A 15,473-nucleotide genomic window follows, 5' to 3' on the forward strand; every position below is an offset into this window, starting at 1 on the left:
TTGACGATGTAGCTATTAGTCATTAGTAAAGACAAATGACGAAAGGCTAAGGATAATCCGATACGGCTTGACATGTTTTCGACCTCATACCCACTTAAAATAAAATAAAAAATGGCTAACAACGAAGAATCACGCGGTTTAAAGTCTCTATTTGATTGGTTTGCAAATCGACGGAAGTCAGGATCTACCAGCCTCGAGCGCCAAGAGCGTGAAATTGCTGATGGGCTATGGCATAAATGTTCTAAATGCAGTGTGTTGGCATATACAAAAGACCTGAAAGCCAACCAGATGGTTTGTACTGAATGTGGTCATCACAATCGGGTAGACAGCGATGAGCGCATCCGTCAATTGATAGATCATAATACCTGGAAACCGCTAGACGAGCATTTACGTCCAAGCGATCCGTTGGAATTTCGCGATCGCAAACCCTACAGCGATCGCTTGCGGGAAATGCAAGAGAAAATTGGCTTAATAGACGCGGTTAAAACTGGTTTAGGTCAAATCAATAGTTTGCCCATTGCCCTTGGGGTTATGGACTTCCGCTTCATGGGTGGTAGCATGGGTTCCGTTGTGGGAGAAAGACTCACCCGCATGATTGAGCAAGCCACTCAACGGCGCTATCCTGTTGTGATCGTCTGCACCTCTGGTGGCGCGAGAATGCAAGAAGGAATGCTCTCCTTGATGCAGATGGCGAAAATCTCCGCAGCCCTACAGCGCCATAAAGATGCGCGATTATTATATATTCCTGTATTAACCAATCCCACAACGGGCGGCGTTACCGCTAGCTTTGCGATGTTGGGTGATATCATTTTGGCAGAACCCAAGGCAACCATTGGTTTTGCCGGTCGGCGAGTAATTGAGCAAACCTTGCGAGAAAAATTACCCGAGAATTTCCAGACTGCTGAAGATTTACTCCTGCACGGTTTTGTTGATGATATCGTACCCCGTACCCAATTAAAGAACACCCTAACCCAGCTGATTGCCCTACACCAGCCTGTACTAACAACACCTCAGATGGTGCTGTGGGAAACAATGTCCTTGACTTCTTCCGCCGCAGAATAGTCAAAAGTCAAAAGTGATGAGCTAGGAGTGAAGAGTCATGAGTGTAAAATTCATAACTCCTCACTCCTAACTTCTAATGTTTTGCTTCCTTCATGCTCTCTCTGGCTCTTTGACAAAAAGTAGTGGGATAAGCGCTGCTAGTCGAAATAGACTAGAGACGGCGAACAACCCCAGTAAGCCTCCAAACTGAGCAAATTGGACGATGAGGCTGCCTATAGTTGTGCCTAAAGCACCACTCACTCCAGCAACGGCAGCTGCGATCGCAAAATAGATAGACTGATTTTTAATTGGTGCGATCGCTAATTGTATATTGTTGTTACACAAGTCAATCGCCGCCCAAGTACCTCCAGCCAAGATGTGTAACAGGGGTAACCACAACCAAATGTCAAGGCGATCAGCACCAATCCCCACCCAAAGCAGTGGTGTGGCTGCAACCAAAATCCCTATACAGATCAGGATGGGACGATTACCTATCTTGTCTGCTAATTTGCCCCACACGATGAGCATCAGCAAAGTTGCCGCCGCCTGAAGGCTGTTGTAGATAGTCACATAGCTCACGTCTAAATCGAGCGTGTCGAGCATATAGAGGTTAAAAAAAGGACTACTGAGGTTAACAGCAAGGGCCCAGAAGCTGAAATACAGCAGAAATCTCAAAAAGTTAGAGTTTTTCCAGATACTGGAAGCTGGCGCAACAGGTGGGGTCGAATCCCCATCTGAACTATCCCCCTTGTTCCCAGCTAAGAGGTCTCTTGCCTCTTGTTGAATCTCATTTGTTTGAGGTAACTTGCCATAAGAAGTGTTTTGCGATTGCGGATTCATATCTACCTGAAAATATTGACACCCCAATCCCACAATCCCAAACACTATACCTACCAGCAGAACCACCCCATAGCCTTGAATACTTCCACCATACCAATGTGATACAACTAGACCGGCTATTGGTACGCAAATCAAATTGGCGAGGCTAGCAGCACTATTGCGTATCCCAAAATACCTGCCTCGCAATTGCCGGGGAACTATCATTGCTACCCAACTTAGCCACGATGCCGCTCCTAATCCTCCCAAAAGATTGCTGAATAGAACAATCAAGAGTGTCAACATGACTAACTGGTGAGTATTAATCACGCCCAAGGTGATGCCGACAATACCGATTACTAGAACCAGCCATAGCAGCCGACCAATTCCGTGTGTCCGAAGAGAATATTGAAAGCGGCTGGTGCTACGTTCAGACAAGTAAGCACCCAACGGCTGAATAAGATTGACCAACATGGGGATAGAGCACAGCATCCCAAATACCACTGGACTAGCACCCAATTCCACCAAAAAATTGCTGAGTAAAATCCCGCCAGTTCCAAGAGAGTAAACCGCTGCTAAGACAGAATCTGTAGTGGAGGCTTTTAAACTAGTGCGAATCGCATCCTTGGGAATTCGAGAGGTTGGAGAAAGTGCTGTGGGCGGTAAGGCAATCTGGGGAATTTCTAGAGTCCGTGGTGCAGTTGTTTCAACCTGAACAAAATCCATAATGTATGTTTATGAGTAAAACATCCTGACATAAATCCGGTTGTTGAGAAACTCAGTATGCTTTCATCAGCATTCTTGATAAGTTTTCGTTATTTTAGCTTGCAATTTTCAACCAAAATTTCAAATAAGTAAAATCTCACTCCTTAATAACACAAGGTACAAGTAATAAGAGAGACTGTTATTTGTCTGTGGTCAAGAAAAGATTACTTAATTTTTTGGGATTGGCGATCGCGATCGTCATTATTGGCGGTAGTTAACTACGCTACACCGTGCTAGGTACGCATTTTTGTTAGCAGCAGCGATTGTTGCCATCACCTTAATTCAGCAGCGACTTTTTGGAGACGAACGGATTTGACCAAAGGATGATTGTCCATAGCATGGTTAATGCCACTTTCATCTTCATGATGCGGCAGTTTTTCGTTAATTTTCCTAAATGTAATTAATTAAAAGTTAAAAGTTCTTCCCCTGCTCCCTCTGCTCTCCCCACTCCCCCTCCCGATTCCCAAACAGTATTTTGGGCAACAAATTGCACTCCTAACGTGATATTGGTATTACAGCGACTCAATCTCTATCTATCAGTTAACAAGCATTATGGGTTTTGCAGACCTATCAATCGCAGAGATAGCAGCCGACTACAGCATTCCTGTAGAAAAAGTGTTTTCTCTGTGCAACCAACTGGGAATTCCTTACAAACACCAAAAGACTCGTTTGGCGTTAGAAGATGCAAAGGCAATTATTTCCCAAATATCGTCTGAAATACGCCCAAAAGGTACTAGCGACTCGATGGGCGATGATCGCGAGGTCACCTGAAGGGTTATCTCAGGCTTTGGCTAATCATTGATAGCTAATGATAAAAAACAATCAGTCATTAGCAATTAGCAGCTTGGAGATTGAGAATCGCTTTCTTAGCTGTGTCGAGCGTTAAAATTTTTAAGGGGAAACATGTTTAGAAGACTAATTGGCGTTGTTGTGGTTACTGTTTTACTCTCGTTTCAGTTGCTTGTTGGTAGCGCGACAGCAGTGGAACTCGACAAAGCTACCCGGACAGTGCCATTAAATACTCAGGGTGATACTGTCGTACTTAGCCTTAAACAAGTCAAAGAAGGCAAACGTTTATTTAATTACGCTTGCGCCCAATGTCATGCTGGGGGAGTTACCAAAACAAATCAGAACGTAGGACTCACTCCAGAAGACCTGGCACTGGCAACACCCGACCGTAATAACATTGAAGGCTTGGTGGATTATCTGAAAAATCCCACTACTTACGACGGGGAAGAAGAGATTTCCGAAATCCACCCTAGTATCAAAAGCGCAGATATTTTCACAGAAATGCGAAATCTGACAGATGATGACTTGGAGGCGGTCGCCGGTCATATTCTCTTACAACCCAAAATTGTTGGCACTAAGTGGGGAGGCGGAAAAATCTATTACTAAATCCTGAAATTAGTGCTGAGTCATTGGGGCATAGGGCATAGGGCATAGGGCATAGGGTATGGCATTCCTTATTCCCCATTCCCCATTCCCCATTCCCCAGTTTTCACTAAAGTTTTGCTGCTTTCATTCTTACAGCAGCACAAAAATTTTTCAAAAGTCAAAATATTCCTAAAGAAAAATAAAAATCTCTCATTTTACCGTTTGCCTTTATTCACAACCTTTTTGGGCTATCGCAGTCTAGTATTTATTACTGATTACACAGCTTTTTGCAATAAATTTCTCCCTATTGTTAAAAAAAAAATGTATCTATGACAGATTGTCATACTTTGGTGTTGATTTTATTTAAAATGAGAAAGGAAAAAAAATTGTTTGTTAGGAGAGAGCCATGAAATTGATTTCGGCAAGCTGGAGACGTCTTAGTTTAGCTGTGTTGACAATCCTTTTAGTTGTTAGCAGCTTTGCTGTTTTTACTCCCAGTGCTTCGGCTGAAACCTACAAGGTGAAATTGGGTAGCGATAAAGGAATGCTGGCATTTGAACCGAAAAAGTTGACAATTAAAGCAGGTGACACAATTGAATGGGTCAACAATAAAGTTCCTCCCCATAATGTTGTGTTTGATGCTGCCAAAAACCCCGCCAAGGATGCCGCTTTAGCCAAATCTCTGTCTCATAAGAATTTGCTGATGAGTGCTGGTCAAAAGGAAACAACCACCTTCCCCGCAGAGGCACCTGCTGGTGACTACACCTTCTACTGCGAACCCCACCGTGGTGCTGGCATGGTTGGTACAATCACTGTCCAAGGCTAGAGTCCTCATTCACACGAGATGATTTTCTGAGCTTTTATTCTCTGAAATTATCTCATAGCAACACATCACACTCCTAGAGTGACGCATACAATGGATAAATGGCGGTAACGAGTCTTATCCTCCCCTAAGACGCTAAGTAACCTGTGGCAATAGAGGAGTAAACTCGTTACCGCCAATTTTGATCAAACTTGACTTAATCAGGCATTAATCGCGTTTATACTCTTGCTGGAGGCTTGTTGCGAGGAAATTCTGTTGAGAATACTTTTATTAATTCTACTGTTGGCGATCGCTCTATTCAAATTGACATTCATTAGTCCAGCACTAGCTGCCGAAATATCTAACGGTGCTAAAATTTTCGAGGCTAACTGTGCTTCTTGCCATATAGGTGGCGGTAATATCCTTATTAGCCAGAAAACCTTGAAAAAGGAAGCATTGTTAAAGTACTTAGAAAATTATGATCGCGACTCAATCGAGGCGATTATCCACCAAGTACAAAATGGTAAAAATGCCATGCCTGCCTTTAAAGGTAAGTTAAGTTCTGAGGAGATTCTGGAGGTAGCTGGTTACGTTTTTCAGAATGCAGAACAAGGCTGGTAAAGAAAGAGTGTTCCCTAACCTGCTTTACGCTTTAGTTTTATATTTACTATCCTTTGCTGCTTAGGTGTTGGCTTAACACTAACACCTAAACAACTAACAGTTTAGGCACTTGCCAATAAAAATCAGCCCATCCCGTACTTTATAACCTGGGGTGGGCTGAATAAAAGGCAACTATGCCAATGCTCAGAAAGTACTAGCTTTCAAATTGCTGTGCCATTGAGCTTGTATCTTAATCCAAAATAACCATCTGGTAATTATTTGTCTGGATTAGACATTTGTCTGTTTTCCTTCAATTCACGCAACTGTTCTATTAATTTTCCATCCGATTCAGTAGAGGGTGTTAGCTGATTCTTATTGACTCTTGGCAACAATAATGATTCGGAAGTAGTAACCGCCGATGAAGGCATGAACTTGTTATTTCTGATGTGCAGTTCAGGGAATGGTTCAGAAGTAACTGCTGGTGAAGTCGTAGGTTGATTGCTATTGACTCCCGTTGCAGATAATGGTTTAAGAGTACCTGGTGAAAAGGATGCAGGCTGGTTATTTCTGATTGGTAGTTCAGATAATGGTCTGGGAGCAGCTGTTGGTGAGAAAGCAGGCTGATTATTTCTGATTCGCAGTTCAGGAAATGGTTTGGGGGTAAGCTGATTGTTATTGATTCCTGGTGCAGATAATTGAGTAGTCCCAGTGGTGTTGCTAATGTTGTTTTGGAAACTTAGGTTAAATGGATAGGAACTAATCCGTTTATCTCCCTTGGGGGATTGCTTGTTGAAGTATTCCCTTGCTTCTGATTTCAATTCCGGGGAAACTAACTTATCTTGAAACTTGATATCTAAGACTTTACCATCAGCATCTACCACTAATACACCCAAAACAGCACCTTCAAGATTCGGCTTTTTCGTAGGTAACGTTTGGCGAATAACTGGTTTTTGTTCGGCGTTGGGGTATTGTTGCTGGACTTCTTTTCTCAGGTTTGCGTAAGAGTCTAGCTGTGCTATAGCCAGTTGAGTTCCTTTGGCAGATAAATCGGGTGCTTGTGACGCAGTTCCTCTAATTAAAGTTAAGCTATCCCCAGCCCTTGGAGCTTGTTTTAGAGAAGTTATCAACGGGTTTTGAGCAATTCTAGACCCATTATTAACCGATTGCGCCATCTGTGGTATCGTATTTACCTGTGCTGTTGTAATGGGGCTAGTGCCAGGTAGGTTTGGAGATTGGGTATTTTGCAGAATATCATCAGGTATTTTCTGCGATTGCAATTCTGGTAATCTATTTACAGCAAGAGGCTGAGGTGCTTCGTATTTGCTCTCACTGACATTCACAGGAGAAGTTGCTGGAGAGAATTTAGGGCTGGTATTAAATTTAGGGCTGTTATTGAATTTAGAACTATCGAATTTAGAGGCATCAAATCGCAAATTATTACTAGGAATCATCCGCAAAGACTGCCTTGTAGGCAAAGACGAAACTCGATAGTTATTTGATGATGCGGGTAGCGGAGGCAGTACTAACTGACTGGATGGCGCTGGCGCCACTGGAGGTAATAGAGTTTGGGCACTAAAGTTGGGAGCAGAAAGTGGCGCTATTGGAGGAAGTTGTTGTAAACCAACTTGGGGCGTGCTTTGCGGCAAACGGCTTTGGTCGGCTTGGCTCAATTCCAAAAGTCCAACTGTTTTTGATGATGCTGTATCTTTGGGTTTGTTAGAATCCATAGGCATCAATGGCACAATCATCGCGATCGCACCGTGGATGCCAATAGAAGCTATAGCTGCTATCCCAATTGGCTGGCTTAAAAGTTCTGGTATATTTCTAAACAGGGAGACGTAAGACATAGCTGTTATCGTTCACTCGGCTCAGTTGCAGTTGACTAGCGTTTTTCTCTTTTTTGATTATCTTGCAAGATATTGCGAGATATGCATCCTACTAAGGAAATAATAACTTCATATCCTGGCAATAAAAACGCCAAAATTGCCATTTATTCAAGTTTTTAATTGATCTAATGACGCTGTATCATGTGTTCCAATTTGAGCTTGCTAAAGAGATATTTTAAAAACGACTACTTTGGATTTCTTTTCTTATTGTTATGACGCACACAATTAAAATAAATATCCGAGATATTAATTAAAGCTTAACTGAAAGCGCAAGTTTGAGCAGATAACAACATCTCTTGAAGTTGCCTCGTTTTTTCTCCTGTTTTCCAATCAACTACGCTTCTGTAACAGATGGCACACTTATTTATCCAAGACTAGCCCCTATGTGAAAATACTACCACATCAGCAGCCCCTAAATCTGTTGCAAATTGTACAATTTTCTTGAAATTCTAGCCTTAAACCCTACCAAAGCTATTTCTATTTGGGTTTTTATAAAAGGAGTTAGTCATACGATCGCAATTCTAACTTTTGACTTCTGACTACTTCTTCGTCAAAAAAGTTCAAATCCTCATCAATACTTTGCATCCAAAATTTAAAATGCCGTTACCGACAGTTATTGTACCTGGATATCTAGAAAGCGCGATCGCTTACCGCCAACTAGAACAATCCTTAGAACAGTTAGATTTTCCAACCGTTACAGTACCATTACAACTGCGTGACTGGCTACCCACTATTGGAGGAAGACCTGTAACGCCAATTCTGCAACAACTTGATCTTACAATCAAGCATACATTAGAGCAACATAATGCTACTCAAATTAACTTGATTGCTCACTCAGCAGGAGGTTGGATATCCCGCATCTACATGGGAGAAAAGCCTTATTTAGGACGCGGTAATGTCAAACCATCACTCTGGGAAGGGCATCCCCTGATTGCTACTCTCATCACCTTGGGTACACCTCATATTAGTCAAGAACGCTGGACGCGCTCCAATCTAGATTTTGTGACCAATAACTACCCAGGAGCTTTTTACAAAAACGTTAATTACGTTTGTGTGGCTGGCAAAACTATCTTTGGCCAAAGGCGACGCGGTAGTTGGTTAGCTTACAGTAGTTACCAATTAACCTGTGGTAAAGGCAACACTTGGGGAGATGGAATCACACCCATTGAAGCTGCTCACCTGGAAGGGGCAGAAAATATAGTGATTGAAGGTGTAAGGCATTCTCCGAGAAGTCCTGGGATTTGGTATGGTTCAGCAGAACCCTTAAAAGCTTGGGTGCAATATTTGATTTAACTGATATCTGATACTAGTCCTAACAATCGTCTAGTAATTCATTGCTAGGCTATCGTCTAAAAACGACTATTAAACAATTTCAGTCCACTTGAGTGGAATTGGGCTATTAGCCTCAGACTTAAGGGACTTCCAAGAAATAAATTATTCCAAGAAACGAACCACAGAGACAAGGCAGCGCGGTCTTGGGGGTTTCCCCCATGAGCGACTGCCGCGCAGAGAACGCACAGAGAAGAAATAGAGAGAGTTTTTGCCTCAGTTTTGGAACATTTTTTTATTTGGAAGTCCCTTAAGTCTGAGGCGGGCCAGTAGCGCAAGGCGAAAGTCAAAAGTATTGTATTTCAAGTTCTTGCGTCATTTTAAATGGTATGTTTATTTCCGCGCTATTAGCTCATTGAGAATGGTGTTATGTATTTTATTTAAAAAACTATATTTTTATTTGAGTAATGCAACATTTATTAAAATTTCTTAGCTAAAATCATAATAGTAATAAATACCTAGTTAAGAACAGGAGGGGTGAGCTATGCAAAGCACCCAGTTCGACAGGATTTTGCAACGAGTAGCGACGATAATATCGGTCGTGATTCTGACTTTGTGCTTAATTTATATCTCTAGCGGAGTAATGCTTTCTTTTTACTATGAACCGACAGCAGGCGGAGCTTATAACTCATTGAAGATGATTAATACACAACTGCCATACGGCTGGTTGTTTTGGAGAGCGCATGATATTGCTGGTAACGCGGTAATTGCGATCGCTCTGATTCAAATTGTAGTGATGTTTTTAGGTCGGCAATTTCGTAAGAGTTGGCTGGCTGCTTGGATTAGTGGGATTTTATTGATCCTAAGTGCGATCGCACTTAATTGGACAGCGATGATCCTAGATTGGACTCAGGAAGGATACTGGCGTTTTAACATTGAACTAGGAACTATCGAAGCTATTCCTTTTATTGGTGGACAACTGCGCGAGATCCTAACTGGGGGTGGAGCTATTAACACAGTTACTATCCAACACCTTTACACAATTCACAGTTATCTGATTTCCGTAGCAACCCTAATTCTTGCCATAGTTCATTTATCTGCTTTACTGTGGCAAGAATGGGAAATATATCAAGAAACGCCAAGACCAGAAATTGATAATTCGCAACAACCGCCAGAAGGCGAATTTATTCCTTCCCAAAGCTAATAAAGAGGAAAGGGGGCAGGGGGCAAGGAGCAGAAGTCCCTAAATTGATTTATTGGCCTGATCTTGGACGCATTATTTCTTGTGCTATGCATCTTGAAATAAATGAATTTATTTGCTCTGAAATCCTCTATTGGTGGGAAATTACAGCATCTTCTCCCCTGCCCCTCTACCTCATCCCCCAGGAGCCTCACTAGCTGAAAATTGAGGTAATTGGGCGAGGGATAGGTCTTCAACCTCTGGTAACTTTTCTAGAGAGAGGGGAGTGGATTGGGTAGCACCAGATAAACGTTTTAAAAGGCTAGGTCTGGGGTCATGCAACAGGTAAATAATGCGATCGCCAATTTCCCACTCTTGGTTAGCTGGCATTACCTGTAAACGTTCTTCTCGTTCTATCAATAGCGGTATCAACACCCCAGTCCGAATCTTTTCTTGGATGCGATCGCATTGAATAGAAAACTCCAACTCATCTAGCGTAGTTGTCCCTAGCTTGACGCGCCCATCATTCAAATATTCATTCCAAGTTTTAATCGCTAAATCTGGGATAAAAGCTTGATTAACTTTATTACTAACCGAAATATTCGCTTGCGGATCGCGAGGGAAAACAGCTAAGACGCGCGGTGGCTTAAATTCCTCAGCTGCTCGTTGAGCCAAAACAAAATTCACCTCGCCATTACTAGTCATAGCCAAAAACGTACCCATAGAGCCAAGCCCTGCCTCTTCCAAAACAGCAGCATCTAGCCCACTACTAGCAATCACCCGCAGATTTTGCGCCTCAGCTTGCACAAGACATTCGGGGTCAGTATCAATCATGACCACGTTTTCTCCTCGTTCTTGAAAGAAGCGGGCAATCAAAAGACTTAACGGATTACAACCTACAATCACTACTCCAGTTACGTCTTTGGAGGTGATTTGCAGCCATTTAGCAACCCAGCCAGCTGTTAGCCCTTGGCAGACAACAGTCATGATAATTGTCAGGAAAACTAAAGCTTTAATAGAATCACCGCCGTTAATGCCGCGCTGTGTCAGCGAAATCGCAAAAAAAGAAGCGACAGAGGCAGCAACAATTCCTCTAGGAGCAACCCAGCTTAAAAACAGTTTTTGTCGCCAGTTTAAGTCACTGTTCCAGGTACACAAGAGGATATTAATTGGGCGAACGACAAACATTAATACCAAAACTGTGAATAAACTACCCCAACCCAAAGCAAACACACTGGCAATGGATAAATCAGCAGCTAATAAGATGAACAGCACCGAGACGCTGAGAATTGTCAGCTGACCCTTAAAGCTCCTTAACAGGCGTTCTTCTGGGACTGAGGAGTTAGCAAAAACTGCTCCTGCAACTACCGTTGTCATTACTCCCGATTCACTGCGGATGATTTGGGATAAGGTGAACAGGCTCCAAAGTATCGCCAATACCACTAAGTTTTTTAGCTCGAATGACAGAAAACTGGCGCGTTTGAAAATCAAACTCATCAGATAACCGCCAGCACCACCAATTGCCGCACCAACAGCCAGGCGCATCAGCAAACCAACGATCGCATTAATGGGGTCAGCATCGCCGTTTAAAATCGTATCAAGGACAACGAAGGCGAGGATAGCCCCTACAGGGTCAATTAAAACCCCTTCTCCTTCCAAGAGTGTTGCTACTTGCCGATCTACATTGATTTGTTTGAGCAAAGGGCCAACGACGGTTGGGCCTGTTACCACAACAATGGAAGCATAGAGAAAAGCTATCTTCCAGGGGAATTCACCCAGCCAGTGAGCAGCCATACTCCCACCAAGCAATGTGATCAGCGTTCCTAGAGTGACGAGCAATTGTAAGCTGACTGAAACTCTACCTAACTCGCGCAGATCCAAGTTAAGTCCGCCTTCAAACAAAATGATTGCCGTTGCTAGGGCAACAATAACTTCCAATCCAGTGCCTAGCAAATGGGGATGCAACAGCCCGACGCCATCAGAGCCAAAGAGAATGCCTAACAGCAATAACAAAACGATGCTAGGTATCCGAAAGTATGCAGCCAGCACTTGGGCGCTAATGCCTGCAAGGACGGCGATCGCCATCTGTAGGGTAATTTCAAAAGATGCTTCCATGTTGTAGATTTTGAGCGATTTATTTCAAAATCTTTTATAAAAAACCGTAGATATTAACTTTACACGGTACAACATCATACCCTCTGTCCATTGCTGAATTTAGCTTTTCTATCTGAGTGTCCCTTTAAATCCCCAGCGGCGGACGCTGATAAATTCTGCGGTAAGCCGCAGAAGCATCTAGAGAATTCTTTTGGTGTCTCCATGTCTTTGTATCCTCTTCAAGCTTTTGCCTCCACCCAGTTTAGCCGCCACAAACTTTTTTTGGCAAAAGCTGTTGACAAAGACCAGGAAATTGGTTAACTTATAAAAGGTCTGAGTCCGATGCCCCCATCGTCTAGAGGCCTAGGACACCTCCCTTTCACGGAGGTAACGGGGATTCGAATTCCCCTGGGGGTACTGAAAAAAATGAAAAAAGCAAAATTATTTTTTGCTAAAAATATACGAAATTAAACTATCATTCAGGTTTATTCCTGAATGATAGTTTAACTATACATAAGGTTCTTTGTTGGCTAACTCTTCGACACGTTGGTGAATAGCCAGGAGATTTGACCGCAGGTCTTTGCTCAGGCGGTTTTCAATGATTCCCACTGGCATAGTGAGTTTAGGCCAAACTTGAATTGTGTAGCAAAGATTTGTTCCTACATACTCACCGAAAGAATAAGGCTCTAAGCACCAGCTACCAGAAAAGCCTTTAAAATCTCCCTCCACCATGCGGAAGTTAATTTCTTTAGGGAAGTATTCTTCCAAGTCTAGAACTACCCGCGCACTAAAGTTAAAACTCAGTAAGCGTTGGGAGCCTACTTGCTCTAGTCTAATTCCACCATTGGGATGCTCGATTAGACGACTTTTGGCGAGGTTAGGGAGAAAGTCAGGCAAGGCTTCATAATCTGTCAGAACCTTCCAGATTTGTTCTACTGGTTGGGGAATTTGGACTTTGGCGGTGATTTGTCGCTGTCGCTCTGCTATTTTCTCAATTTGAACTTCTACATTAGCTGCCTCGACTGCATCAACAATCAAATCCCCTTCGAGGTTAATGTCATCACTAGGAGACTGGGAATCAAGGTTCTCTGTTGTGTTCTGTTGTTTAGTCACTTTCAGAATTATGGTTTGCTTTCGTCAGAAAATTGGGGCAGAGTCAGGGTGAAGCAAATTTCGCTCTGTTCAGAATCCGAAATTGGGAGACTTTCAACTGCGATCGCTCCATTCAGATGCTGCACTAAAGACTTGACTAAAGCAAGTCCTAAGCCAGTCCCTGGAGTCCAGCGCCCTTTTCCGCGACGGAACTTGTCAAAGATGTAGGTCGCTTCTTCTTGAGATATGGCGTGTCCTGTATTCTTCACCTTTATGATAACTCGATCAATTTGTTGATCAACTTGGTGAAAGGCTTCAAGGTGGACAGTCGTATCATGCTCTGAGTATTTACAAGCATTTGTTAACAACTCTTGCAGGATGCGGTCAAAACTCTCCACTTCAGTTTGCAGTTTTAGTGATTCTTCTGGTAAATCTACAGAAATCTTTAATCCTTTCTCTGCGAGTTTTTTCTCGAAAGATGCTGCTATATTCTGAATTCTAGTATTTAAATCTATAGATTCTAATTGCGGGGCTTCGTGAGGCGACTCTAGTTTCTGGAGTGTCAACAAGTCATTAATCAAGTTGATTTCTTTTGTACATTCCTGCTCTAGAATATCCATGTATCGAACCTGACGCTCTGGAGCGATTCCTGGCAAACGTAAGTTCCGAATTGACATCAGCATGTTTGTCAAAGGATAGCGCAAGCGATCGCTCATGTTGCTCAAAAATTCATCTTTGAGTTCATTGAGTTTCCGCAGTTGCTCAACATACTGCCGGGTTCTTTCATGCAACTTTGCCTGGAGTTCTAGACTACTCTGTAGTTTCGCCGTCCGCTCATCTACCAAAGTTTGCACTTGGCGCAATGTCTGTGACTGAATTATGGCGTTACTTACTTGAGCACAAACCAGTTCCACAAGGTTTAATTCTGCTGCTTGCCAATTGCGAGTGAAAGATTGCTGTAGCACTAAGAATCCTAAGATTTTACCTTGACTCTCTAATGGCACTAATAAAACCGCAGGCAATTGCTCTATTGCAAATAATGGAGCAGCTGAAGAAGTATCATTTTGCTCTGTGTAATCATCAAAGATTACCGATTTTGCAGAATCTATGAAAGCACGCTGGCATAAACCACACTCTGAAAGCAAGAAAGACTTATCTTCTAGGGTATCTGGTTTAGTAGTGCGAGAAATTTGTGTTTCTTTAGCCCATTCACCAACCACTCTAGCTTTCGCTTTAGGAATTTGTTTTTTAGCCTGAGTCCTAAATAGTGGGTCTGTATATTTTAGTAATATGAGCAAACCCCGATCTGCCTGTAGAGATTCGGCAGTAGAGGCGATAACTAACTGGAGCATTTGATTAAGCTCCAAGTTGCTACGGCTCAGTAATGTTAGTTGCTTGATCAAGCTTTGATACTGATTGCTCTTTTGCAGATACTGTTGTTGATGAGCAATTAGCTGGGCTTGTGCTACGCGAGAAAAAGCGATCGCGCAAGCCGATTCCACCTGTTTTAGCAGTTGTTTTTCAGATTCACTCCAATCATAGGGTTGGAATTTAATCAGATTAATCACGCCATTATTATTGCCACCAAGCCGGGTTGGAATTGCCAAAACTGCTTTTATCGGTAGTGGCAAATATTGACACCCAATTACCAGACTGTTCTGAATTATGGAAATATCTTCAATAGTCAATGGTTCAGCAGCACATTGCAGCACTGGCGAGTGCATAAGCAACTGTTCCATCGAAAACATTTCTTCTGGATATGGTAACGCTAGATACTCATCAGCACACCAATTACTAGTAGTGACTTCGTCGGATGCCTCACCCGTTATTGAAACCAAGCAGCAGCAATCTACTTGAAAGACAACTCCTAGTAATTTGGCAATATCTTGCAGCATCAAGGCCGTAGCAGAGCTATTGGCAATGATTTGGTTAATCTTTTCTACCAACTTGTGGGCAGGTTCTTCCTGATGCTGCATCAGCTTGACTTGGTAAGGTTGTAGTCGATCTATGTCATCTACATAATGTGGCGGCGACGATAAAGGCTTTTTCATTCTTGGCACGCCCTCGGATAATAACTCCATTGTTTTTGCACCCAACCTCTTGGTATATTCTTCACCGTTAGTTGTGTTGCTCCACCTTGATAATTGACAATTCTTGTATGAATACTTTCTCTCACCTGTTATAGCCCTTTTCTATGGGAGATGGCCAAGTTCCCGTTATATTAAGCAAATTGCTACATAGGTAGTGAGATACTTAGGATATTCTAAAATGTCCTAGCCTGATTATTTTTGGCTGCTTTATCTTATTAATATTGAGATAATTAACTAACTTTGACTTAGAATATCCTGTCTGTAAGTATACATAAACCGTAATTTCTCTAGAATCTCAGGGAAAATCCCCCAGCCCTAACCGTAAAAGCACTGAATCTATTTTAAAAATCTTGTAAAATTTTGTTATTATTTTAGTCTTAAAATTCTTAACAATAAGTTTTATTCATTAGATAAAATAAAGCTAAATTCTGAATGCAGCCCAATTATTTAGCAAAAATAACTGA

The 15,473-nt window shown here is 42.4% G+C and carries 13 protein-coding genes and 1 tRNA gene; 9 read left to right on the top strand and 5 right to left on the bottom strand.

Annotated features, from left to right (window positions below):
- Nucleotides 1–111 precede the first annotated feature (111 nt).
- Nucleotides 112–1,062 (top strand): acetyl-CoA carboxylase, carboxyltransferase subunit beta, encoded by a 951-nt coding sequence (gene accD, locus V7K25_RS28945; protein ID WP_335162974.1) that lies wholly within the window; start codon nucleotides 112–114, stop codon nucleotides 1,060–1,062.
- A 90-nt stretch (nucleotides 1,063–1,152) separates the two neighbouring features.
- Here the strand turns inward: accD and V7K25_RS28950 are convergent, their stop codons facing one another.
- Nucleotides 1,153–2,583 (bottom strand): MFS transporter, encoded by a 1,431-nt coding sequence (locus V7K25_RS28950; RefSeq protein WP_335162976.1) that lies wholly within the window; start codon nucleotides 2,581–2,583, stop codon nucleotides 1,153–1,155.
- A 591-nt stretch (nucleotides 2,584–3,174) separates the two neighbouring features.
- Here V7K25_RS28950 and V7K25_RS28955 point away from each other — a divergent pair.
- The 4 genes from V7K25_RS28955 to petJ all read left to right on the top strand — a co-directional run bounded on the left by V7K25_RS28955 (nucleotide 3,175) and on the right by petJ (nucleotide 5,419).
- Entirely contained in the window at nucleotides 3,175–3,393 is a 219-nt protein-coding gene (locus V7K25_RS28955; protein ID WP_100899960.1) for a hypothetical protein, read from the top strand.
- A gap of 132 nt (nucleotides 3,394–3,525) precedes the next feature.
- Nucleotides 3,526–4,017, top strand: a complete 492-nt coding sequence (gene psbV / locus V7K25_RS28960) for a photosystem II cytochrome c-550 (protein ID WP_335162979.1) — start codon at nucleotides 3,526–3,528, stop codon at nucleotides 4,015–4,017.
- A gap of 385 nt (nucleotides 4,018–4,402) precedes the next feature.
- Complete coding sequence (gene petE, locus V7K25_RS28965; protein WP_335162981.1) at nucleotides 4,403–4,822, top strand: plastocyanin; 420 nt, start codon at nucleotides 4,403–4,405, stop codon at nucleotides 4,820–4,822.
- Between the two features lie 252 nt (nucleotides 4,823–5,074).
- Nucleotides 5,075–5,419 carry a cytochrome c6 PetJ gene (petJ, locus tag V7K25_RS28970; RefSeq protein WP_335162983.1) on the top strand — a complete coding sequence of 115 codons (345 nt, stop codon included), beginning with the start codon at nucleotides 5,075–5,077 and terminating at the stop codon, nucleotides 5,417–5,419.
- Nucleotides 5,420–5,673: 254 nt separating this feature from the next.
- Here petJ and V7K25_RS28975 read toward each other — a convergent pair whose 3' ends face one another.
- Entirely contained in the window at nucleotides 5,674–7,245 is a 1,572-nt protein-coding gene (locus tag V7K25_RS28975) for a hypothetical protein (protein WP_335162985.1), read from the bottom strand.
- 636 nt (nucleotides 7,246–7,881) lie between these two features.
- Here V7K25_RS28975 and V7K25_RS28980 point away from each other — a divergent pair.
- Nucleotides 7,882–8,577: an esterase/lipase family protein gene (locus V7K25_RS28980; RefSeq protein ID WP_335163187.1), complete on the top strand. Its 696-nt coding sequence runs from the start codon at nucleotides 7,882–7,884 to the stop codon at nucleotides 8,575–8,577.
- Between the two features lie 520 nt (nucleotides 8,578–9,097).
- Nucleotides 9,098–9,757, top strand: a complete 660-nt coding sequence (locus tag V7K25_RS28985) for a cytochrome b N-terminal domain-containing protein (protein ID WP_335162987.1) — start codon at nucleotides 9,098–9,100, stop codon at nucleotides 9,755–9,757.
- A gap of 171 nt (nucleotides 9,758–9,928) precedes the next feature.
- On the opposite strand, the gene V7K25_RS28990 is transcribed toward V7K25_RS28985, so the two are convergent.
- Nucleotides 9,929–11,848 carry a cation:proton antiporter gene (locus V7K25_RS28990; RefSeq protein WP_335162989.1) on the bottom strand — a complete coding sequence of 640 codons (1,920 nt, stop codon included), beginning with the start codon at nucleotides 11,846–11,848 and terminating at the stop codon, nucleotides 9,929–9,931.
- Between the two features lie 90 nt (nucleotides 11,849–11,938).
- Here V7K25_RS28990 and V7K25_RS28995 point away from each other — a divergent pair, with 90 nt between their 5' ends.
- Nucleotides 11,939–12,148 carry a hypothetical protein gene (locus V7K25_RS28995; RefSeq protein ID WP_335162991.1) on the top strand — a complete coding sequence of 70 codons (210 nt, stop codon included), beginning with the start codon at nucleotides 11,939–11,941 and terminating at the stop codon, nucleotides 12,146–12,148.
- A 23-nt stretch (nucleotides 12,149–12,171) separates the two neighbouring features.
- Nucleotides 12,172–12,244, top strand: a tRNA-Glu gene (locus tag V7K25_RS29000).
- Nucleotides 12,245–12,334: 90 nt separating this feature from the next.
- On the opposite strand, the gene V7K25_RS29005 is transcribed toward V7K25_RS29000, so the two are convergent.
- Both V7K25_RS29005 and V7K25_RS29010 read right to left on the bottom strand, forming a co-directional pair.
- Nucleotides 12,335–12,940, bottom strand: a complete 606-nt coding sequence (locus V7K25_RS29005) for an SRPBCC family protein (protein ID WP_335162993.1) — start codon at nucleotides 12,938–12,940, stop codon at nucleotides 12,335–12,337.
- 8 nt (nucleotides 12,941–12,948) lie between these two features.
- Nucleotides 12,949–14,970 (bottom strand): sensor histidine kinase, encoded by a 2,022-nt coding sequence (locus V7K25_RS29010; RefSeq protein ID WP_335162995.1) that lies wholly within the window; start codon nucleotides 14,968–14,970, stop codon nucleotides 12,949–12,951.
- Nucleotides 14,971–15,473 lie beyond the last annotated feature (503 nt).

The organism is Nostoc sp. (assembly GCF_036919495.1).
In the GTDB taxonomy this organism is placed as follows: Bacteria; Cyanobacteriota; Cyanobacteriia; order Cyanobacteriales; family Nostocaceae; genus Nostoc.

Bases quoted from the DNA above. Each gene is read 5' to 3' on its own strand.
- accD (WP_335162974.1), top strand. From the start codon at position 112: ATGGCTAACAACGAAGAATCACGCGGTTTAAAGTCTCTATTTGATTGG.
- V7K25_RS28950 (WP_335162976.1), bottom strand. From the start codon at position 2,583: ATGGATTTTGTTCAGGTTGAAACAACTGCACCACGGACTCTAGAAATT.
- V7K25_RS28955 (WP_100899960.1), top strand. From the start codon at position 3,175: ATGGGTTTTGCAGACCTATCAATCGCAGAGATAGCAGCCGACTACAGC.
- psbV (WP_335162979.1), top strand. From the start codon at position 3,526: ATGTTTAGAAGACTAATTGGCGTTGTTGTGGTTACTGTTTTACTCTCG.
- petE (WP_335162981.1), top strand. From the start codon at position 4,403: ATGAAATTGATTTCGGCAAGCTGGAGACGTCTTAGTTTAGCTGTGTTG.
- V7K25_RS28975 (WP_335162985.1), bottom strand. From the start codon at position 7,245: ATGTCTTACGTCTCCCTGTTTAGAAATATACCAGAACTTTTAAGCCAG.
- V7K25_RS28980 (WP_335163187.1), top strand. From the start codon at position 7,882: ATGCCGTTACCGACAGTTATTGTACCTGGATATCTAGAAAGCGCGATC.
- V7K25_RS28985 (WP_335162987.1), top strand. From the start codon at position 9,098: ATGCAAAGCACCCAGTTCGACAGGATTTTGCAACGAGTAGCGACGATA.
- V7K25_RS28990 (WP_335162989.1), bottom strand. From the start codon at position 11,848: ATGGAAGCATCTTTTGAAATTACCCTACAGATGGCGATCGCCGTCCTT.
- V7K25_RS29010 (WP_335162995.1), bottom strand. From the start codon at position 14,970: ATGAAAAAGCCTTTATCGTCGCCGCCACATTATGTAGATGACATAGAT.